The following is a 19,843-nucleotide window of genomic DNA, read 5'->3' as shown; positions in this document are numbered from 1 at the left end:
CTACTTAGAGGGGATAATATCATTCCCGGGGGCTTCGTGTTTTAAAAAATGCCTACCACATGCAAAAATACGATGATGATGGCAACAGGAGATAGATAACGAATGAGCAGCAGCCAAACCGCAAACCACTTTCGTTTGAGATTGGAACCGCTTTTCAGCTCATCAAACAAATCCTGTTTCGGTATTTTTAGCGGTACAAAAATAGAAATCAATAATGCGCCTAACGGCATTAAAATATTGCTTACAAGATAGTCGGCCGCATCAAAAATAGACAAGTGAAATAGAGAGACGTCACTTAAGACACCGTAGGATAATGCAGACGGCACACCGACAATAAAAATAGCAATCCCGCCTAACCAAGCGAATCGTTTTCTCTTATTGACATCGCCTTCTGAAAGCACTGCGACCAAAATTTCCAGCATTGAGAAAGCGGATGTCAATGCCGCAAATAAAAATAGAATTAAAAATGCTAATAAAAAGATAATTCCGAACGGCATTTGATTAAACACGGTCGGCAGTACGTTAAATAACAGGACCGGCCCTTGGTCTGGTTTGAGGCCGAATGAAAATACAGCTGGAAAAATCGCAATTCCTGCCATTACAGCAACAAGCATGTTTAATACAGTTACTGATACAGCGGACTGCACTACGTTTTCCTGTTTCTCTAAATAAGAGCTATACGTTACCATGACTGATACACCGACACTTAATAAGAAAAAGGATTGGCCCATCGCATATAAAATCGTATTGGCATCAATCGCGGTTACATCAGGCATCAGGAAAAACTTGAGCCCTTCCATCGCTCCATCAAGTGTAACCGAACGCACCATTAAAATAACAAATAATATAAAAAGCGCCGGCATTAATATTTGGCTTGCTTTTTCAATTCCGCTGCTAACCCCTTTTGCAACAACAAAAATTGTCACCACCATAAAGAGCAGCTGGCCTCCTACTGCCAGATAAGGATTTGAAATCGTACTAGCAAATATCGTATCAAAACCAGATGTTTGCGATAAACCGCCAGTGAAGCCTTTTGTAATATAAATTAAAATCCACCCGCCGACGACACTATAAAAAGATAAAAGAATAAAGCACGTCGCCATTCCTAAATAACCGATCCAATGCCACTTCGTTCCCGGAGCAAGTGTTTTATAGGATTGTACGGCATCTTTCTGTGTTTTTCTGCCTATGATGAATTCACCTAACAATAAAGGCAGTCCGATTAAAACCGTAAATAAAATAAAAATAAGTAAAAATGCGCCTCCTCCGCTGGTTCCCGCTACATATGGAAATTTCCATATCGCACCAAGCCCGATAGCTGATCCTGCCGCGGCTAAAATAAAGCCGAGCTTCGAAGACCATTGATTCGCTTCCTTCACCCTATCACTCCTATTTTATCTAACCATTATAAAGATTCATTGTAAGAATATCTTCCTATATAGTCAAGAACATTTTAATTCGTTTACATAACGCATTTATTGCTTTTCTATCAAAGGTCAATTCATCTACTAATATTGAATTATTCAGAAAATTAATTATAATAAGAGAATGTTCAAAATCTGTGAGAATTTCTGCTGAAGTTCTTGATAAATGTGTAAGGAGTGTTTTGATGGACATCATTAGAAAAATAAGTCATTTCGCGGGACAAACCTTTGGCATATGGGTCATTGTTTTTGCCCTGCTGGGATTTACTTTCCCGTCTTATTTTACATGGATCAGTTCTTATATTACGATTTTTCTTGGCATTATCATGTTTGGAATGGGTCTTACACTGCAAGCCGATGATTTCAAAGAACTGATTAGAAAACCTTGGCATGTCATTATCGGGGTAATTGTACAGTATACCATCATGCCGCTCGTTGCTTTCGGCCTCTCATTTGGGCTGCATCTTCCAGCTGAAATTGCAGTGGGTGTTATTCTTGTTGGCTGCTGTCCTGGCGGCACAGCCTCTAATGTCATGACATTTTTAGCAAAAGGAAATACGGCTTTATCTGTTGCTGTTACAACAATTTCTACCTTGTTGGCACCTGTTTTAACACCAGTTTTGATCATGCTGTTTGCCAGGGAATGGCTCCCTGTCTCGCCAGGGTCTTTATTTATTTCAATCTTACAGGCTGTTTTATTTCCGATCATCGCAGGCGTGATCGTCAAAATGTTTTTCAGAAAGCAAGTGGAAAAAGCTGTACATGCCCTTCCGCTTGTTTCTGTCATTGGCATCGTTGCGATTGTCTCAGCTGTTGTCAGCGGCAACCGGGAAAATCTCCTTCAATCAGGGTTGCTCATTTTTTCTGTTGTCATCCTGCATAACGGAATCGGTTATTTGCTTGGATTTCTTTGTGCAAAGCTTTTAAAAATGGATTATCCGTCTCAAAAATCAATTGCAATCGAAGTTGGCATGCAAAATTCAGGACTTGGGGCCGCACTCGCCACGGCTCATTTCTCACCGCTATCTGCCGTACCCAGCGCGATATTCAGTGTGTGGCATAACCTTTCTGGTTCCATGCTGGCAACATACTGGTCAAAAAAAGCGAAAAAGGAACAAACAACAGCCAACAGCAACAATCTGTCTCTTTAAAATACGCATCAAAAAAGGTACATCACTTTATCGTGATGTACCTTTTTTTATTATCCCTCTAATAAAAGCTGTTCAGGATCTTCCAGTAAATTTTTGATTGTCACTAGGAAACCAACCGCTTCTTTACCGTCAACAATCCGGTGATCATAAGATAAAGCGATATACATCATCGGACGGTTTTCAAAGCGCTCTTCATCAATGGCTACAGGTCGCAGTTGAATCTTATGCATGCCCAGTATACCGACTTGAGGGCTGTTTAAAATCGGAGTCGACATCAGTGAACCGAAAGTTCCTCCGTTTGTAATGGTGAAGGAACCGCCCTGAAGCTCGCTAAGGGTTAATTTATTGTTTCTTGCTTTTTTCGCAAGTTCGCCGATTTCTTTTTCGATGCCTGCAAATGTCAAACGGTCCGCATCCCGTACAACCGGAACGACAAGGCCTTCATTAGCTGCAACAGCAATCCCGATGTCGTAGAATTTCTTAACGATCAGCTCATCGCCTTGAATTTCCGCATTCAGCAGCGGATATTTCTTCAATGCAGCAACAACCGCTTTCGTAAAGAAAGACATAAAGCCGAGCTTCACTTCGTTTTGCTCAAAGAATTGATCTTTGCGGCGTTTTCTGAGGTTCATGACAGCCGTCATGTCTACTTCATTAAATGTAGTCAGCATCGCTGATGTTTGCTGTACCTCTACAAGTCGTTTTGCAATCGTTTGTCTGCGGCGTGACATTTTTTGCACTTCGACAGGTTTGTCAAAGCTTTGCTGTGTTTTTTGAGCCTGAGGCTGCTGTTGTTTCTGAGGAGCCGGTTTTGACGCTGGTTTTTCGTACGCTTCGACATCCTGCTTGCGCACTCTCCCTAACGGATCTCCCGTTGGAACCTGAGACAGGTCAATTCCTTTCTCTCTTGCCAGCTTACGGGCTGAAGGGGAAGCGATCGTTCTTGATTTTGCTTCGGCTTGTGCTTCCTCGCTAACCTCTTTTGCAGCTGGTTCAGCCTGCTTCTCTTCTTTCTCGCTATCTTTGCTTTCAGCTTTCTCTGAAGGTGCAGGGGCAGAACTTTCACCCGCGCCTTCTGAAATCGTACCGATAATTTCTCCAACTTGGACGGTATCACCCGAATCTTTCAATACCTCTTGAAGTACACCCGATTCTTCTGCTGTCAATTCAACATTTACTTTGTCCGTTTCTAGTTCAAGCAGATATTCACCCTGTTCTACATAATCACCAGGCTGCTTCAACCATTGGGCTATTGTTCCTTCTGAGATTGATTCTGCTAATTCAGGTACCTTAATTTCCGCCATTTTTTCATTTCCCCCTTAATTTTTGCGAGTCAAGCTATCAGATACAATACGTTCCTGCTCTTTTTTATGCACTGTCGGATCTCCCTCTGCAGGGCTGGATCGTCTTCTTCGCCCAATATATTGAACGCTTACTCCCTGTGGTGCAATCTCTGTCAAATATGGGCTGATATAACTCCAGGCCCCCATGTTCTGCGGCTCTTCCTGCACCCAAACGATTTCTTTCAGGTTCGGAAGTTTCGCAAATAATTCTTTGACTCCTTTTGCTGGGAATGGATACAGCTGTTCAATTCTCGCAATGTGAAGCCACTCTTTACCGTCTTCTAGCTTATTGAAATGGTCGCTGATGTCTATAGACACTTTACCGCTGGATAATACAAGTCTGGTTACTTTTTCATAGTCATGAGAAAGTCCCGACTGTTCGTATACAGGCTGAAAGCGGCTTTCGCTGAGCTCCTGCACTTCCGATACCGTATTCGGATTACGAAGAAGGCTCTTCGGCGTCATAATGACGAGCGGCCTGATTTCTTCACGGAGCAGCATTTTGGCCTGTCTTCTTAAAATATGAAAATATTGTGCAGCGCTTGTCAGGTTGGCAACCGTCCAGTTGTTTTCCGCGGCAAGCTGCAGGAACCGCTCGATTCTTCCGCTTGAGTGCTCGGGCCCCTGTCCCTCGTAACCGTGCGGAAGAAGCATGACTAATCCAGATTTTTGGCCCCATTTCGCGCGTCCGGCAGAAATGAATTGGTCAAAATACACTTGAGCAGCGTTGGCAAAATCTCCATACTGCGCTTCCCACATGACAAGCGTTTCCGGTGAATGCACGTTATACCCGTATTCAAAGCCAAGAACCGATCCTTCAGACAGCGGGCTGTTATGAACAGCAAAAGACGTGTCACAGTCAGATAAATGATGCAGCGGCACAAATTCTTCGCCCGTCTCACTGTCATGAAGCACAAGGTTTCTTTGGGCGAACGTTCCGCGCTCGGAATCCTGTCCAGTTAAACGAATCGGTGTTCCGTCTTTCAAAATAGAAGCAAACGCAAGTGATTCAGCCAAAGACCATTCCACTTTTCTATCATCATCGAACGCCTTGGCGCGTCTTTCTAAAATACGCTTAAGCTTGCCGAAAACGTTAAATGACTCCGGCCAATTGATTAATTCCCCATTCAGCTTACGGAGTACATCAAAATCAATGGATGTGTCCACATCAGGGAAACCGTTTGAAACAGGCTCTGGAAGTTCAATTTCACTTGCGGTATGTTCCTTTTTAGACGGCACTTTCTGATAAGCATCTTCCATGCGCTTCGTTACCGATTTTTCGATGTTTTGAACAACTTCTTCGGTAAGCACGCCTTCATTTACGAGCTTTTCGGCGAAAATTTGTTTGACGGTCGGATGCTTTCTGACAGCATCATACAGCATCGGCTGAGTGGTAGACGGTTCATCCATTTCATTGTGTCCGTAGCGTCTGTACCCAATCAAGTCAATCAGAAAGTCCTTATTGAATGTTTTTCGGTATTCGACCGCAAACTTAACAGCTGAAAGACAGGCTTCTGGATCGTCCGCATTTACGTGAACAATCGGAATTTCATAGCCCTTCGCCAGGTCACTGGCGTAGTTTGTCGACCTTGATTCAGCGCTTTCAGTTGTGAATCCGATCATGTTATTGGCGATAATATGAATCGCACCGCCTACTTGATACCCTTTTAAAGAGCTTAAATTCAATGTTTCAGCGACGATTCCTTCCCCAGGGAATGCAGCGTCTCCATGAATTAAGATGGCAAGCGATTTTGTTTCATCCTGCACCGGATATCCGCTTTGTGTTCTCGTTTCCTGTGCCGCTCTCGTGCTGCCTTCAACAATCGGATTGATAAATTCCAAGTGGCTCGGGTTGTTTGCTAACGTAATGCGCGCTGATTTTGTTTCAGCGTCTTGAAGCTCCCGATTCGCCCCCAGATGGTATTTGACATCCCCTGTCCATCCGTAGCTAATTCCGATTGAACCCTCAGACGGGACAAGATCTTTGTTCGGCGCATGCTGGAATTCGGAGAAAATGATTTCATACGGTTTGCCGAGCACGTGTGCCAAAACATTCAGGCGCCCTCTGTGTGCCATCCCGATGTTGACACTCGTCGTGCCAGATTTAACAGATTGTGCAATAATGTCATCAAGCACTGGAACAAGTGCGTCCAGCCCCTCAATGGAAAAGCGCTTCTGCCCGACAAATGTACGGTGTAAAAACTGTTCAAAGCCCTCTACTTCTGTCAGTCTTTCCAGAACAGCCGACAGCTTTTCAGCTGAGTTCTTCTGGAACAGCTCGCCGGATTCAATCATCTTTGTCAGCCACTCGCGCTCTTTAAAGTCATGCACATGGTCAAATTCAAATGAGATGGTTCTTTTATACGTATTTCGTAAATACTGAATGGCTTCTAAACCGTTCGTAATGTTTTTAGGAGCGTCTTTGCAAATCACTGACGCAGGTATTGCTTTTATTTCTTCTTCTGTTAGCCCGTAATCGGATAATGGAAAGAGCTCGCTCTTTTTACCATCCTTTCTGAGCGGATTGACGGAAGCGTTTAAATGGCCATAGGTTCGGATATCTTCTGCAAGTCTGACTGCGGATGCGATCTTTTGAATCAGATCGGCTGTAACACGTCCCTTTTCTTTTGTTCCCGAGGCCTCTTTTATATCGTTTGGCGGAGCGCCGAGCTCGTCGAACATTTCCTTTAGATCCGGATCAATGCTGGTCGGATCCTGGGTATACTGATCGTAAAGCTCCAGCGCATAGCCGAGGTTCGGACCGTAAAAATCTTCCCAATTCATTCGTTGTTTCATACTATTTTGAAACATTTGAATATTACCCCCAACTTAGATAATCAAGTGAATGATTCACTATCTTAAAATAACTTTCAAACGCTGTGTCCAAAATTATGTAATAAAAACGCTTCCAACGATATTTTACCACTGTTTGCAATTTGATTCTACCTTGATTGTTCACAAAATAGTAAAAAACCTTTATAAAAAACAAAAAATTTAATCATTTGAAAAAAGAAACGCCAAAAAGCATAGGATAAAGGGCTATCCTATGCTTTTATGGAGTAGTTTTTTCAGCAGCGGATACAGTACATCGGGGAGCTCATCAACATCCGGGACAAATATACTGAACTTTCCATACATATCCTGAATGGTTTTCATTTGCGATTCTTCTATTTCTGAGTTGGAGAGAAAAACATTTATCACTTCTATTCCTCTCTTTCGGGCTTCAATAACGGCTTCGCTTGTATCGACAATCCCGTTTTGCTCATAGCCAAACGCAGCCGGCTCTCCATCTGAAAAAACGATCAAGAACTTTTGCGCCTCGCTGCGCTGCAGCATTTTTTTTGTCATCTGTCGGATCGCATAGCCGTCACGGTTATCTTCCTCAGGCTCAAGCTGCATAATTGCAGGTCCAGCCTCTTGTCTTAATGATGATTGGAAGGGAACTACCGTATTGAAATAGTTTGGCTGGCTTGTTTCGGTCGCATCGTTTGTATCCTCCCAAAAGCCGACAATCTGATGCGGAACCGCTACCGATTTCAACGCTTCGTGAAATAGCACGATTCCCCGCTTTGTTTCGTCCATTTTGTCGAACATGCTGGCAGAACAATCGACCAGCAATGTAAAAACCGCGTCAATTTCTGATGATGGTTCTTGTTTTTTGTAGAAAAGACGCGGATTTCGCTCAGTGAAGTAACGGAGGAGCTTATTGTTCAGCCGTCCGGCATGAAGGTCTGTTCTAGGCAATGTTTTTTTATGCTCCAGCGTTTTTTGAATCATTTGTTTTAAACGCTTTTGATACGATTCAATCGTTTTTGCCTGCTGTTTATAAGAAAGCTCTTCTTCACTCGTTGCCTTCTGCGGCTCTTTATAAATCGGATATGCATATTTATTTTCTTTGCCGTCAGCCATACCCGCCCCGTTCGGCTGGTCTTTTTGGGACTCCAGCGCTTCCAGCTTAGAATAGTCCTTCCGTTTTGTTTGTCTGGCTGATCCCTGGACAGAGCCAAGGGCTTGATCTCCATCGTCACCTTCCCTTGAAGCGTCTTTCCCTAAATCTGATTTTGCTCCGTGTTCAATATCAAATTGAAGGAAGCTTTTAGACGGTGCTTCTGTTTCCCGGTGCCATGTCGGCATTTCTTCTTCGTGGATATCCTCATCACCTTCTGATTTTTTTGGAAGCGTGATGTCATCACTCAGCTTCGGCGCTTTTTTCTCATCTTCAAATAACGGTTGTTCTGCAGCTTTTGCGTAATCAAGCTCAGGCAAAAAGAAGTAGGTGTTCAACATGTCTTTATCGAGCACCTCTTCGAGTCCGTCCATTAGGTCTTCAACAATTTTTAGAACCTGCCGTGTCGAATCTGCTTCATACACGCGCAGGAGCTGCTGCTCAATAAACGGGCGCATCAGATCAATATCTTCACGCATAGACGGAAGGGTCTCGAGCGGTGATTCCGTTGTTAGCTTGACATAGATGGCGCAAAAGAGGGCATCCGTAAAAATGCTTCGCTCTAAATTTAAAGTCAGCTGAGTGGAGAAGTGTTTTCTGTACATGTCTTTTCGCTTCGCAAATACATGTTTCGTACCCGGGCGCTCATGTTTAATACATTCCTCTATTCTGATGTCCTCAAGCAGCATAAACAGCTGCTTGGCAAAGCTTTTGAACGTAAGCTGTCGATGAATATCATTCAAAAAGTTTGCAAACTCTTGCAGCGAGCTATATCTCGTTCCGACCGAACGCAGGTAGACGTCACTTTTCAGGCCCGCTTCCATGTCCTCCGCTGCCCTGTCTTTCCAAAAGTGGCTCATATAGATTTTCTTTTCAAATGGGTTGTAATAGGACTGAACGCCATATTCCACTTCTACCGCTTCACTCTTGGTGAGTGTTTTGGCCAAATCAGTGAGCATCATAAATAAAAACGAATCTATTGTGCTGTCATTAAATTTGATAAATTTCATCGCAGCGCCCTCATTCAAACAGAGTTTCTGCGATATTTCGGACGGCCGCCTTTTCCCGGTCATCATCAAGCTTCTCTACAATTCCCCGCTCGATGGCGCGACGCGGCGGAATATAAGTGGCTAAATCACATGTATCAATTAACGCTCTGATGGATGCCGCTTCTTCAGATACCTGTCCGTTATTGGCTTGAACGATCAGGTCAGAGGAAAGCGTGATAAACCGGTCAATCAATTTCTCATCTTGCAGGGCCGATTGAGACATGAGCACTTGTTTCAGCAGATCGCCTTTAATATAAGGCACATCAATGATGACGAATCGGTTTTTCAACGCTTCATTCAGCGGAACAGTTCCGACATAGCCTTCATTGATGGCTGCAATGACGCCAAAACCTTCTTTAGCCCGAATGACTTCTCCTGTAAACGGATTTGTCATCATTTTTCTGTAATCTAATACACCGTTTAAAATAGGCAGTGTTTCCGGCTTTGCCATATTGATTTCATCTATATAAAGAAAATGGCCTTCTTTCATGGCTTTTGTGACAGGCCCTGAAACAAACTCGATCGTCGCCTGGCCAGATTGATTATCAATCGTTTTATAGCCGACCAGGGCTTCTGCGTCCAAGTCAACAGAACAGTTGACACTGTGCATCGGTTTATGAAAATAGCTCGACAATGTTTCTGCCAGCTTTGTTTTTCCTGAGCCTGTAGGCCCCTTCAGCAGGACATTTTTTCCCATGGCTAATGCGATAATGGCGTCGAATAAAATCGCTTCATCGTCCGCCTCATAGCCTGATGTCCCGATGAGCGACTGAAACTCTGGGGAAATCGGCTGATCTTTATATGATAATAGCTTTTGTTGTATATCTTCCGGCAATGTTAAGTGCTGTAATTGAGTTGTCATAGACAAGTTCCCTTTCCTATTCGTATTCCATTAACGAGTATACTAAAAAAGCCCCTGTATGCTCAATACAAAAGGGCTTGGATGATATTACTGTTTCTCATTATTGCCGGAAAGGGCTCCGCAGACGATACGCGAACCTGAATTGCCGCTAGGATTCGTCAAATAATCGTCGGCATGCTCATGAATAATAAAAGCACTTCCGTCCTGGTCGAGAATATTTAGTTTACTTCCTTTTTTCATTGAGGTGTCCGGCGCATTCATTATGACATCTACTTTTCCATCAGCACCGACTTCAAGGTTCGGCAGATCTCCGGCATGATGCCCCATCGGATTGTTGAAGCCGTGTTCTTTGTTTAGCGGATTAAAGTGACCTCCCGCTGATTCAAAATCCGGCCTGACACATGAACCTTTCTCATGGATATGAAAACCGAGTGAAGCGCCGGGGCGCAGGCTGTTTGCGGAAATATGAATATCGAGTCCCTCGTCTTCTGATTCTTTAATTTCTATAAAACCGACTGCTTTACCTTCACGATTCATCAGCTGGACATGATGGCCAAACGCTGACGTTTCAACCACTTCTTTTTCCGGTACCCGCTTAGGAGGGTCATGAGGTTTTTTTTGTCCGCATCCCGCAACTCCCAGTGCCGTCACCATCATGAACAGCAAGAGACGGTACATACTGTCTCCCCCTTGTTTTTTCTAACAGTGTGGTCAATCAATTTCTGATATAAACAAAAAAGCCTATAAAAAGGCTTTTTGTCATACTTATTTTTAAAAATAGCTTCTTGCGCCCAAATAGCGCTGTTTCCAATATGAATTGCTAAGATTGGAAATGTCGACGCCCGATGAGCTTGCATGAATAAAGTCTCCGCCGCCTAGATAAATTCCCATGTGAGACGGGCCGGATTTATATGTGGTAAAGAAGACAAAGTCTCCGACTGACGGCTGGCTGACTTTTTGCATGACATTCCAATATCCTGCCGTACTCAATCTTGATATCGATGATACATTATTAATGAGGTAATATATGAAGCCGCTGCAATCAAAACCTGCAGGCGTGTTTCCTCCCCAGCGGTATGGCACCCCGACATATTTTTTCGCTTCAGTTATCATTCTGTCAATCTTCGAACCTATTTGAATGTTTGACCCTGAATTGTCTTTTGGCTTTGTCTGATTTGAATTGTTAGACTTTGTTGTTCCCGAGATGGTCAGTATCTGTCCAATTTGCAAGACATCAGATGACAAATTGTTTTTATCGCGGATACTTTGCACAGTGACACCGAGCTGATTCGCGATTTTCCACAGCGAATCGCCTGCTTTTACCTTGTATGTAGTTGTTTTTGGGGAGTTGGAGTTTGACGGCTTCTTGGAACCGCTGTTTCCGCTCTTAGGTGAACTGTTGCCCTTTATTTTGAGTACCTGCTTAGGGTAAAGGGTATCTGATGTTAGACCATTTAAGGTTTTCAATTCAGCTACAGTCATATTTAAGCTGTTTGCTATTTTCCACAGTGAATCACCAAGCTTAACCGTATATGTACTTTTCGATGAGCCAGAAGAATTGGAACCACTGTTTTTTTTGGAACCGTTTGAGCCGCTTGAACTGCTTGTCCCTATGATCTTAAGCTTTTGCCCAGGACGAATCAGATCGCTGGTCAGGCTGTTTAAGCTTTTAAGCTCAGAAACACTCATTTTATGATTTTTAGCAATCATCCATAGCGAATCACCATATGCAACTGTGTATGTTGATGTTTTGCTTGAGCTTGGTGAGGATGTCGTGCTTTTTTTACTACTTTCAGGAATTTTAAGGCTTTGTCCGACATAAAGCACCGTTGATTTCAATTTATTTTCGGATTTCAGCGCTGATATTGTCGTATCATATTGACGGGAAAGCTTCCAAAGAGAGTCACCGCTTTTTACTTTTATCGTTTTTGCTTCCGCGGGTGCTGCGGCCATTGATGACCCGACAACTGCAGAAACAGCCAAGCCGGCTACAATCTTCTTTTTCATTATTCAACCTCCTAAACTGTTTATATCGCAAAAACAGTTAGTATTTTGTTTCCAAAAATGGAACACATCAATTTTATCGTCACTTTTTCAGCATGTTACACCCTTTTTCAAAGATTTGGCTGCAAATTCAGCATCGTTCGACCTTTAAATTAAATAAACACCTAATATTTTACATAAGCTGTATATGTTTTTCGAAAGTCTAAGGAACTAATTAAGCGGGGGTAAAAATGATGGTTTTCTATTGATGAATGAAGCAGATCTTCCTCCTTTCTTGTCTGTTTTTCTTATCAATTCTCTATCGTCGTATCAAATCCCTTCCTCTGCTTTCTTATGAAAATGTCAAAATGCATGCGTTGGCTGATTGAGTTTTGAGTTTCACAACTTCAAGAATGTTGTCGGCTGCTTTTTTAGAGCCGCCTGCCGCTTTCAATGATTGGCCAATGTCTCTCGCCTTTTCAGCATATACAGGATTGTTCATCACTTCTTGAATGGTTTCTTTCAGAAGGCCTTCAGATAATTGTTCTTTTTTCAGCACTTTTCCTGCGCCTATTTTTTCCACTTGATTCCCTACAGCAAATTGGTCAGCACCCATTGGAATGACTACAAGCGGGGTTTCAAAATACAAACCTTCACTTGTGCTATTCATTCCCCCGTGGGTTACAAATAAGCGGGCTCTTTTCAGGATCTCAAGCTGTGGGACGTACGGGCGTACAATGAAATTCTCCGGTATGTCGTTTAACTCATTTGCTTTAATATGTTTGCCGATGGAAAGCACAACCTTCCCGTCAAAGTCTTTACATACCTCGAGACATTGATTAAAAAACTGCTTTTGATTGTTAAAAATGGTTCCCATTGAAATAAACAGCACGTCTTCATTGTCAATCTGATCAAATGGGAAACCGTTGTTTCCGGCCCTTTCTGTAATAGAAGGGCCGACAAATACATACCGATCACCGAATTGCTCAGCCATTGGCTGAAATTCCCTTGATGTAAAAACAATCGTCAAATCCCCATCTGAAGAAAAAACGTCAAAAGGCTTCTTGATCGCTGTTTGAAAATCAGCATTTATTGTTTCTACAAGTTGCTGATAAGATTCATAATGAGGCGATTCTTCAATTGGCCCTTTCATGTAAGAACCCATCATTTCCTTTAGAAATTCCTCATTCATTGCAAAGGTAGTACACAATGAAAATCTTGGCAGCTTCAGCAGGTTGGCAATGATTTTACCGGCCAGTAAATGGTGATCATATATGACATAATCATACGATTCATGTTTGACTTCATCATAAATATGAGTCGCAATATCCTTACAGCCTTTCAAAAAGGCGCAGATCATTTCCGTGAAATCTCTTTCTTCATCTCCTGTTGCGTTTTTTCCAAAGTAATCTTCTCGAAAATCATGATACTCACGAAACTCAATATCAAGAGCTGCAATTTTTTCTTTGTATTCCTTCACTGCGTAGTAAGTAATATGTTCTCCCCGTGATTTCAGCTCCTTCATTACACCGATCGACGGATTAATATGCCCTTCACCGGGAAAACCGATCATTAATACATTAGCCATGGCGCAGCACCCTTCCTTTAAAATTTATGTAATATTTTATACGGTACTACAAATACAAAATTCGGTAAAGTATTTAACTTAATTAATATTCATCTTGTAAAACTTTTCTATCAGTTTATATTTCCTGTCTCCAAAACAAAAAGCATTCAGCTTAAAGTGAATGCTTTAAAAAAAGGTCTGAATTCAGGCATTTTGTCTCATGATAGGATTCTTAATCAGGCCCTTTTATTTATTTTTACGTTCTTGGCGAAATTAACGGATATAATACACCATCTTTGGCAAACGACATCTTCCCTGTCTCCTCTGAAACAACGAGCACAAGCGCATCCGTATACCCCGACATACCAAGAGCCGCGCGATGCCTTGTTCCCAATTGGACATCCACTTCCTTTGTTGTCAGCGGGAGGACATTGGCTGCTGAGACAAGTTTATTTTCCCTCACTAATAAAGCGCCGTCATGTAGAGGATTTCCGGGGAAAAAGATGCTTTCAATTAATGAAGCGCTGATCTCCGCATGAAGGGAGGTTCCTTTTTGAATAAAATGTTCAACAGGTTCCGCTCTTTCAATCACAATTAAAGCACCATGTTTATGTTCCGATAGGGCTTTAATCGCCTTGGCCAGCTCGATAAATGCCGGTGTAAATTGCTCAATGTATGTCTGCAAATAAAACGATGATGCGATGCCCTGCATGTCCTGAAAAATGTGGCCCAATTCATCTAATTCACAAAGAAGGCACTGGTCTTTTTCGTGTAGCGTTTTTAAGATTAGCGACGCATCACCTAATATTTGCTCTAAATACACTTGTATTTTTCCCTTAAATGCATTTTCTGATATCTGTTCATAACGCATAGACCTTCATCTCCTTTTTAAATTTCCAACTTTTCACGCATGCTTACCTTATTGATGCACATTCTATTGGTAAAGGAGGGATGTAAAGAATGGAAATCGAAAGAATCATTCAGTATGTTTGCACCTTTTTAGGCGTGATTTCGCTTTCTTTTATTTATGCCCAAATGTTTAGAAAAACGAAACCGACAAAAAAAGAATAGGACCGGCGTTCATTGCTTTTTATACATAAAATGTTATAATTTCTCTCGTTATGAAAAAGAAACGGAGATCAATGTATGAAAGAAGCTCGAAACGCCCGGCAAAAGATCAAACAGCTTTTGCACATTTTAATTCCGATATTCATTACCCAGGCGGGGCTTTCTCTTATGACTTTTTTAGATACGGTGATGTCTGGGAAAGTCAGCCCCGCTGATTTAGCTGGTGTCGCTATTGGCTCAAGCCTTTGGACCCCTGTTTATACAGGACTTGCAGGTATATTAATGGCGGTCACCCCGATTGTCGCTCAGTTTTTAGGCGCTGAAAAAAAACAGCAAATTCCCTTTACTGTTTTACAGGCTGTATACGTGGCCGCGCTTCTTAGCGTCGCCGTTTTAGCGATTGGATATGCTGCAGTTGACCTAATTCTTGGCCAATTAGACCTTGAAACTCATGTCCATCAAATTGCCAAACACTTTTTAGGCTTTTTATCGCTGGGAATTTTCCCTTTATTTGTTTACACCGTTTTGAGATCATTCATTGATTCATTAGGAAAAACGAGAGTCACTATGCTGATTACACTCAGTTCTCTTCCGATCAATTTTGTATTGAATTACGTATTCATTTTCGGGAAATTCGGCATGCCGGCACTTGGCGGTGTGGGCGCCGGGCTAGCGTCCGCGCTTACCTATTGGTGTATCTGCATCATCAGTTTTTTCATTATTCATAAATCAGCACCGTTTTCCGAATACGCGATTTTCCATACAATGTATACATTTTCATGGAGAGCATGCAAAAATATGCTCAAAATCGGTCTGCCTATTGGGTTCGCCGTGTTTTTTGAAACGAGCATTTTCACTTCTGATGAGCCATTTTAATACAGTGACTATCGCGTCCCACCAGGCAGCCATGAACTTTGCTTCACTTTTATATATGCTGCCGCTCAGCGTGTCCATGGCATTAACAATTGTCGTCGGTTTTGAAGCCGGTGCAGCCCGTTTTAAGGATGCGCGCTCATATAGCTTAATCGGCATCATGATGGCGATCGGTTTTTCTTTGTTGACAGCAGCCTGTATCCTTTTATTCAGAGAGCAAATTGCAGGCATGTACACCACTGACCCCGATGTGCTCCGGCTGACACAGCACTTTTTAATTTTTGCGCTGTTTTTTCAGCTTTCCGATGCTGTTGCAGCACCGATCCAAGGAGCGCTTCGAGGATACAAAGATGTGAACTATACGCTTGTGGCCGCCTTTGTCTCTTATTGGGTCATTGGCCTTCCCGTCGGTTATGCGGTCGGTACGTTTACAAGCCTCGGCGCGTTTGGCTATTGGATCGGATTAATTACAGGACTCGCCGCAGGAGCAGTTGGACTGTTTTTCAGGCTGGCTAAACTGCAAAAACGTTATTCGCAAAATCAACACATTTAAAAGAGGTGATCAATCATGGCAAAAAATAAGAAATTATACGAATATCTTTCTCAGCATGCGGAGACGATCAGTTCTACATGGTACGAAACAATTGAGGAAACTGATCCGAATTCCATTTATGCATCAAATGACCCTGCAGTCATTCACAATTTAAAGAGCCAGAATCTCGCCTTCAATTATAAGATAAATCGCATTTTCATGGATGATGAGGAGGTATACCTGCCTATACTGAAAGAATGGGCCTTTGAAGTGACACAGGATCAAGAGCATTTAAAAACTCCTATCCACTATATCATCCGGGAGTTTGTTAGAGTGAGAGATATGTATGTTTCCTATGTGAAAGAATTTGTCCATCTCAATCAGGACACTGTGAAAGGCGAAGAAGCCGAAGATCTGTATCACTCCCTAATAAAAGCGTTCGATCTTGTGATTCATATATTTATAGAAGAAATGTACAAAAACACAAGCCTTCAGCTTCAGGCTCAAAAAGATATGATTACTGAATTAAGCGCACCGGTTATTGTGCTGTTTCATAGCGTCGGACTGTTGCCTTTAATCGGAGATATTGATACAGTACGCGCCAAGCTGATTATGGAAAACACCCTGCATCAATGTGCGGAGAAAAAGGTGACGCAGCTGTATATTGATTTGTCAGGAGTAGCTGTTATTGATACAATGGTTGCCCACCAGCTGTTCAGTCTGATTGAAGCGCTACGTTTAATCGGCGTTTCATCCACATTATCGGGAATTCGCCCAGAAATCGCGCAAACCGCGGTTCAGCTAGGTTTGTCTTTTGAAGATATTTCCTTAAGATCCACCCTCGCTTCAGCGATTGCATCTGACTTGAAATTAAAAAAGGTATAAGGCTTAAGGCCTTATACCTTTTTGATTAATCATTCCATTGATACGTCCAATATACTTCTTCTTCAAACCATGTTGCCATTACAGGTTCATTGTTTTTCAATTTTTCTTCAAGCTCTCTAAGCATGCCTTCTGTTTGAGTGCGGTGCGCTCTTAACGCATTCATTTTAATATCAGCTACTTCTTTGATATCAAGTACAACATCAGCTTCGCCGAGAACCTCTTCTCTATTGCGTGTAATCGCCATGCAGAGCGTGCGCGGCCGGTCTTCTTTCTTTTTCCGGTACAATGCACGAATAACCGCTTCCCCGCACGCATCATGGTCAGGGTGCACACCGTGTCCAGGGTAAAATGTGACAATTAAACTTGGTTTTACATCATCTATGATCTCTTCCATGATATCAGCTAAATACTCATCGTCTTCAAATTCGAGCGTTTTGTCACGCAGCCCCAGCATTCGAAGATCATTAATATCCATTTCTTTGCAAGCGTTAATGAGCTCTTGTTTTCTTAACAATGGCAATGTTTCCCGATTCGCGAAAAATGGATCGCCCATATTTCTGCCCATTTCACCTAAAGTGGCACAGGCGTACGTAACGGGTATGTCTTCTTTTCTGTTTAAGGCAATCAGGCCTGCCACTCCGTATGATTCGTCATCAGGGTGAGGCAGGATTACAAGTACGTGTTCTTTCATTATTTTTCACCCTTTTCTTTAAACTGTGAACGGTTTTTCGCTGATTTGCAGAGAAATAGCCAGTTTACCGCCCGGCAAGTGTCCCGCCATTAATAAACGGTTTTCTTCATCTATCGTGTATTCAGTCAAGCCTTCGGCATAAATCCAGCCTTCTTCTGTTTTTAAGCCCACACGGTAAGGTCCGCTGCCTTTGATTTTCGCCTGATGATAGGTGACTTTTGCATTGCGGATGTATGCAACAACCGTCATGTTTTTTTCATTTAAGTGCGCTGAATAAGAACCGGTTGTGGTTTCTAAATGGATATATACAGGGCGGTCCGCATATCGTTCTAAAGATGCTTGCACATCTTCTTTTATGATTGCTTTCATGATTGCTCCCCTCTTTCTTCTTTTAAATGCTCTGCACGTTCTGTATGTAATTTGACCAGCTGATATTTATAGCCGGTTCGAGCTGTGAATTTACAATGCGCTGAATCGCGGCAACGTATTTTTCCAGCATCGGTTTCCGGAGTCTCGGATGTGTTCGTTTATCCAAGAGCTCAAGATCAATCGCCTCTGCTACCGCTTCTGCGTCATCACTTGTGAGAGATCTGTTGTTCCAAAGTAAAGCGTAGGCTTTCACTATCTCTTTATCAATGTCCATCGTCTTGCTCCTTTATGTCTTACATACATGAAATGATTATACATAATATATGCTTTAGCTGAAAAGCCAAAGGCCTCAATGGCTTTTTGACGCCCGTTTCCACTTTACTTGTGAAAACGTAAACAAGAGCAGCGCAGCCCATATACAGCTGAAAGTAAAAGCCTTTGAGCTTGAAAATGGCTCATGGTAAACAAACAGCCCAATCAGCAAGGTAATGGTCGGTGCAATATATTGCAAGATACCAACTTGATAGAGCGGAAGCCGTTTCGCCCCTTCCGCAAACAATAATAGCGGCAAAGCCGTAAACACTCCAGCAAAAAAGAGAAGCACCCATGTGCCCGTGCCCCCGCTTTCTGCACCCGCTGGCTGAACATGGCCGCTCACCAGCAAATATCCCAATGATCGGCATAATCATGAATGTTTCAAGCGTTAAACCGATGGCGCTCGGCAGACTTGTTCTTTTTTTGCTTAACCCGTACAGGCCGAAGCTGAATGCGAGCAGAAGCGCAACATAAGGAATGGAGCCGTATTGGAACGCTGAGATAATGACGCCGGCAGCCGCAATCGAAACCGCCACCAGTTGCAGGCGATTCAGTTTTTCCTTTAAAAATAAAATTCCAAGGAGCACTGATACAAGCGGATTGATGTAATAGCCAAGACTTGCCTCAAGCAAAAAACCATGGTTGACAGCCCATATGTATACAAACCAGTTAATCGAAATCAGGACAGAAGCGAGAAATAAAGATAGGATGCCTCCGTTCTTTTTCAAAGAGCGCTGCTCCTGCCACCCTTTTTTCCATTGCCGCAAGAAAAAAAGCACGATACACATAAAAACAAAAGACCATATAATACGGTGAGCCAAAATATCAAGAGCCGGCAGCTGTTCGAGAAGCTTCCAATAGAGCGGAAACAGCCCCCACATGATAAAGGAAACGGCTGTGTAAAGAACGCCTTTTTTCGTTTCTGTATATTGCATGTAAATCCCTGCCTTTCTTTAGAGCATCTTATATTATATCACGTGAAAGATCTGTCGGGCATATACTATTTTGTCCATGAAGAAAGGGTGTGACGACGATGTTTGAGTGGAACAAGTACTTTCCTTTCCACAATCAATTTTCTAAAGAAGCTTTAAAAAAAGCTGATCCAAAAGAAGTTGAAACATATGTGAATCGTGTGATGGAAAGTGTGTTCGGAAGTGATTATGCTGCTCAATTTCCTTTCCGCGATCCCCTTCCCAAAAAAGAACAGCCCGCCAAACCTAATGCCAAACCTGATATTGATATATTCGAAACAGCAGACCATGTGTTTGTAAAGGTGCCAATTAATGAGAGCCAGCTGAACCAGTTGAAAATTAAACACACCTCTCACGCATTAATGATAGAAAATTTTCCGAATTTGGGGCATCCCAAAAAGATAAACCTGCCTTGTTTAGTCAAACGCAAAGGAACAAAAGCCGTCTATAAGGACGGCCTTCTGGAAGTCATGTTTCAGAAACAGCAAGACTACAATATGTCCGAGATAGAAATCATCCGATAAAAAACGGCCTGCACCGATGCAGGCCGTTTTTCATTAATAGAAGCCGGGATAACCCCCGTATGGCGCGCCGGCGCCAAAACCGTACGGTGCGCCTCCGTATCCGTAAGGGCCAGGCGGATAAGCATAGGGACGAGGATAGTTAAACAGAGCACTCCCAAGAAAACCGCCTAATAAACCACCGACTAAAGGAGCTCCAAACAAGAAAGGATTACGCACCGGGTATCCGGCTGGGTCTGGGTTCCCGCGATAATACGAATGATGAGGGTACATGATTTTTCCTCCTTTATGTC

At 42.7% G+C, this 19,843-nt stretch carries 15 protein-coding genes and 3 pseudogenes; 4 read left to right on the top strand and 14 right to left on the bottom strand.

Going from position 1 to position 19,843, the window contains the following annotated elements; translation table 11 throughout:
- Window positions 1-41: 41 nt before the first annotated feature.
- Complete coding sequence (locus MOF34_RS17270) at window positions 42-1,379, bottom strand: sodium-dependent transporter (RefSeq protein WP_019714641.1); 1,338 nt, start codon at window positions 1,377-1,379, stop codon at window positions 42-44.
- A gap of 230 nt (window positions 1,380-1,609) precedes the next feature.
- Between MOF34_RS17270 and MOF34_RS17265 the strand changes: the two genes are divergently transcribed.
- A complete protein-coding gene (locus tag MOF34_RS17265; protein ID WP_268401080.1) occupies window positions 1,610-2,575 on the top strand; it encodes a bile acid:sodium symporter family protein in 966 nt (321 codons plus the stop codon).
- Window positions 2,576-2,625: 50 nt separating this feature from the next.
- Here MOF34_RS17265 and odhB read toward each other — a convergent pair whose 3' ends face one another.
- The 8 genes from odhB to cdaS all read right to left on the bottom strand — a co-directional run bounded on the left by odhB (window position 2,626) and on the right by cdaS (window position 14,196).
- Window positions 2,626-3,879, bottom strand: coding sequence for a 2-oxoglutarate dehydrogenase complex dihydrolipoyllysine-residue succinyltransferase (gene odhB / locus MOF34_RS17260; RefSeq protein ID WP_268401079.1), 1,254 nt, complete (start codon window positions 3,877-3,879; stop codon window positions 2,626-2,628).
- Between the two features lie 15 nt (window positions 3,880-3,894).
- Entirely contained in the window at window positions 3,895-6,729 is a 2,835-nt protein-coding gene (gene sucA / locus MOF34_RS17255; protein ID WP_019714644.1) for a 2-oxoglutarate dehydrogenase E1 component, read from the bottom strand.
- A gap of 228 nt (window positions 6,730-6,957) precedes the next feature.
- Entirely contained in the window at window positions 6,958-8,874 is a 1,917-nt protein-coding gene (locus tag MOF34_RS17250; protein ID WP_268401076.1) for a nitric oxide reductase activation protein NorD, read from the bottom strand.
- Window positions 8,875-8,884: 10 nt separating this feature from the next.
- Window positions 8,885-9,775: an AAA family ATPase gene (locus MOF34_RS17245; protein ID WP_268401074.1), complete on the bottom strand. Its 891-nt coding sequence runs from the start codon at window positions 9,773-9,775 to the stop codon at window positions 8,885-8,887.
- Between the two features lie 87 nt (window positions 9,776-9,862).
- The gene (locus MOF34_RS17240) at window positions 9,863-10,453 is read right to left on the bottom strand and encodes a superoxide dismutase family protein (RefSeq protein ID WP_268401072.1); all 591 of its coding nucleotides are present in this window, start codon (window positions 10,451-10,453) and stop codon (window positions 9,863-9,865) included.
- 93 nt (window positions 10,454-10,546) lie between these two features.
- Window positions 10,547-11,782 (bottom strand): D-gamma-glutamyl-meso-diaminopimelic acid endopeptidase CwlS, encoded by a 1,236-nt coding sequence (cwlS, locus tag MOF34_RS17235; protein WP_268401070.1) that lies wholly within the window; start codon window positions 11,780-11,782, stop codon window positions 10,547-10,549.
- Window positions 11,783-12,110: 328 nt separating this feature from the next.
- Window positions 12,111-13,346 (bottom strand): macrolide family glycosyltransferase, encoded by a 1,236-nt coding sequence (locus MOF34_RS17230; protein WP_268401069.1) that lies wholly within the window; start codon window positions 13,344-13,346, stop codon window positions 12,111-12,113.
- Window positions 13,347-13,581: 235 nt separating this feature from the next.
- Window positions 13,582-14,196: a cyclic di-AMP synthase CdaS gene (gene cdaS / locus MOF34_RS17225; protein WP_268401067.1), complete on the bottom strand. Its 615-nt coding sequence runs from the start codon at window positions 14,194-14,196 to the stop codon at window positions 13,582-13,584.
- A gap of 275 nt (window positions 14,197-14,471) precedes the next feature.
- Here cdaS and MOF34_RS17220 point away from each other — a divergent pair.
- Together MOF34_RS17220 and rsbRC are read left to right on the top strand one after the other, a co-directional pair.
- Window positions 14,472-15,819: pseudogene (locus MOF34_RS17220) on the top strand (MATE family efflux transporter).
- A gap of 15 nt (window positions 15,820-15,834) precedes the next feature.
- On the top strand, window positions 15,835-16,683 hold the full coding sequence (gene rsbRC / locus MOF34_RS17215) for an RsbT co-antagonist RsbRC (protein ID WP_268401065.1): 849 nt from the start codon (window positions 15,835-15,837) through the stop codon (window positions 16,681-16,683).
- 25 nt (window positions 16,684-16,708) lie between these two features.
- Here the strand turns inward: rsbRC and bshB2 are convergent, their stop codons facing one another.
- From bshB2 to rarD, 4 genes and pseudogenes are all read right to left on the bottom strand, one after another.
- On the bottom strand, window positions 16,709-17,374 hold the full coding sequence (gene bshB2, locus MOF34_RS17210) for a bacillithiol biosynthesis deacetylase BshB2 (RefSeq protein WP_268401063.1): 666 nt from the start codon (window positions 17,372-17,374) through the stop codon (window positions 16,709-16,711).
- 18 nt (window positions 17,375-17,392) lie between these two features.
- Window positions 17,393-17,743 (bottom strand): YojF family protein, encoded by a 351-nt coding sequence (locus tag MOF34_RS17205; RefSeq protein ID WP_003220097.1) that lies wholly within the window; start codon window positions 17,741-17,743, stop codon window positions 17,393-17,395.
- Window positions 17,740-18,017, bottom strand: a pseudogene (locus MOF34_RS17200) (hypothetical protein). The gene MOF34_RS17205 and the pseudogene MOF34_RS17200 overlap by 4 nt, the downstream one beginning before the upstream one ends.
- 75 nt (window positions 18,018-18,092) lie before the next feature.
- Window positions 18,093-18,993, bottom strand: a pseudogene (gene rarD, locus MOF34_RS17195) (EamA family transporter RarD).
- A gap of 98 nt (window positions 18,994-19,091) precedes the next feature.
- On the opposite strand from rarD, the gene MOF34_RS17190 reads away from it, so the two are divergent.
- Window positions 19,092-19,553, top strand: a complete 462-nt coding sequence (locus tag MOF34_RS17190) for an Hsp20/alpha crystallin family protein (protein WP_019714656.1) — start codon at window positions 19,092-19,094, stop codon at window positions 19,551-19,553.
- A gap of 33 nt (window positions 19,554-19,586) precedes the next feature.
- Here MOF34_RS17190 and MOF34_RS17185 read toward each other — a convergent pair whose 3' ends face one another.
- Entirely contained in the window at window positions 19,587-19,823 is a 237-nt protein-coding gene (locus MOF34_RS17185) for a hypothetical protein (protein WP_003220090.1), read from the bottom strand.
- Between the last annotated feature and the right edge of the window lie 20 nt (window positions 19,824-19,843).

Origin of the sequence: Bacillus sp. T17B1 (genome assembly GCF_026796395.1) — a bacterium.
Lineage (GTDB): Bacteria > Bacillota > Bacilli > Bacillales > Bacillaceae > Bacillus > Bacillus spizizenii_A.
The sequence above is the reverse complement of the archived record's forward strand: the minus strand, read 5'-3'. Positions and strand labels throughout refer to the sequence as shown.

Coding starts and splice junctions, on each gene's coding strand:
- MOF34_RS17265 (WP_268401080.1), top strand. CDS start 1,610: ATGGACATCATTAGAAAAATAAGTCATTTCGCGGGACAAACCTTTGGC.
- odhB (WP_268401079.1), bottom strand. CDS start 3,879: ATGGCGGAAATTAAGGTACCTGAATTAGCAGAATCAATCTCAGAAGGA.
- sucA (WP_019714644.1), bottom strand. CDS start 6,729: ATGTTTCAAAATAGTATGAAACAACGAATGAATTGGGAAGATTTTTAC.
- MOF34_RS17250 (WP_268401076.1), bottom strand. CDS start 8,874: ATGAAATTTATCAAATTTAATGACAGCACAATAGATTCGTTTTTATTT.
- MOF34_RS17245 (WP_268401074.1), bottom strand. CDS start 9,775: ATGACAACTCAATTACAGCACTTAACATTGCCGGAAGATATACAACAA.
- MOF34_RS17240 (WP_268401072.1), bottom strand. CDS start 10,453: ATGTACCGTCTCTTGCTGTTCATGATGGTGACGGCACTGGGAGTTGCG.
- cwlS (WP_268401070.1), bottom strand. CDS start 11,782: ATGAAAAAGAAGATTGTAGCCGGCTTGGCTGTTTCTGCAGTTGTCGGG.
- MOF34_RS17230 (WP_268401069.1), bottom strand. CDS start 13,346: ATGGCTAATGTATTAATGATCGGTTTTCCCGGTGAAGGGCATATTAAT.
- cdaS (WP_268401067.1), bottom strand. CDS start 14,196: ATGCGTTATGAACAGATATCAGAAAATGCATTTAAGGGAAAAATACAA.
- rsbRC (WP_268401065.1), top strand. CDS start 15,835: ATGGCAAAAAATAAGAAATTATACGAATATCTTTCTCAGCATGCGGAG.
- bshB2 (WP_268401063.1), bottom strand. CDS start 17,374: ATGAAAGAACACGTACTTGTAATCCTGCCTCACCCTGATGACGAATCA.
- MOF34_RS17205 (WP_003220097.1), bottom strand. CDS start 17,743: ATGAAAGCAATCATAAAAGAAGATGTGCAAGCATCTTTAGAACGATAT.
- MOF34_RS17190 (WP_019714656.1), top strand. CDS start 19,092: ATGTTTGAGTGGAACAAGTACTTTCCTTTCCACAATCAATTTTCTAAA.
- MOF34_RS17185 (WP_003220090.1), bottom strand. CDS start 19,823: ATGTACCCTCATCATTCGTATTATCGCGGGAACCCAGACCCAGCCGGA.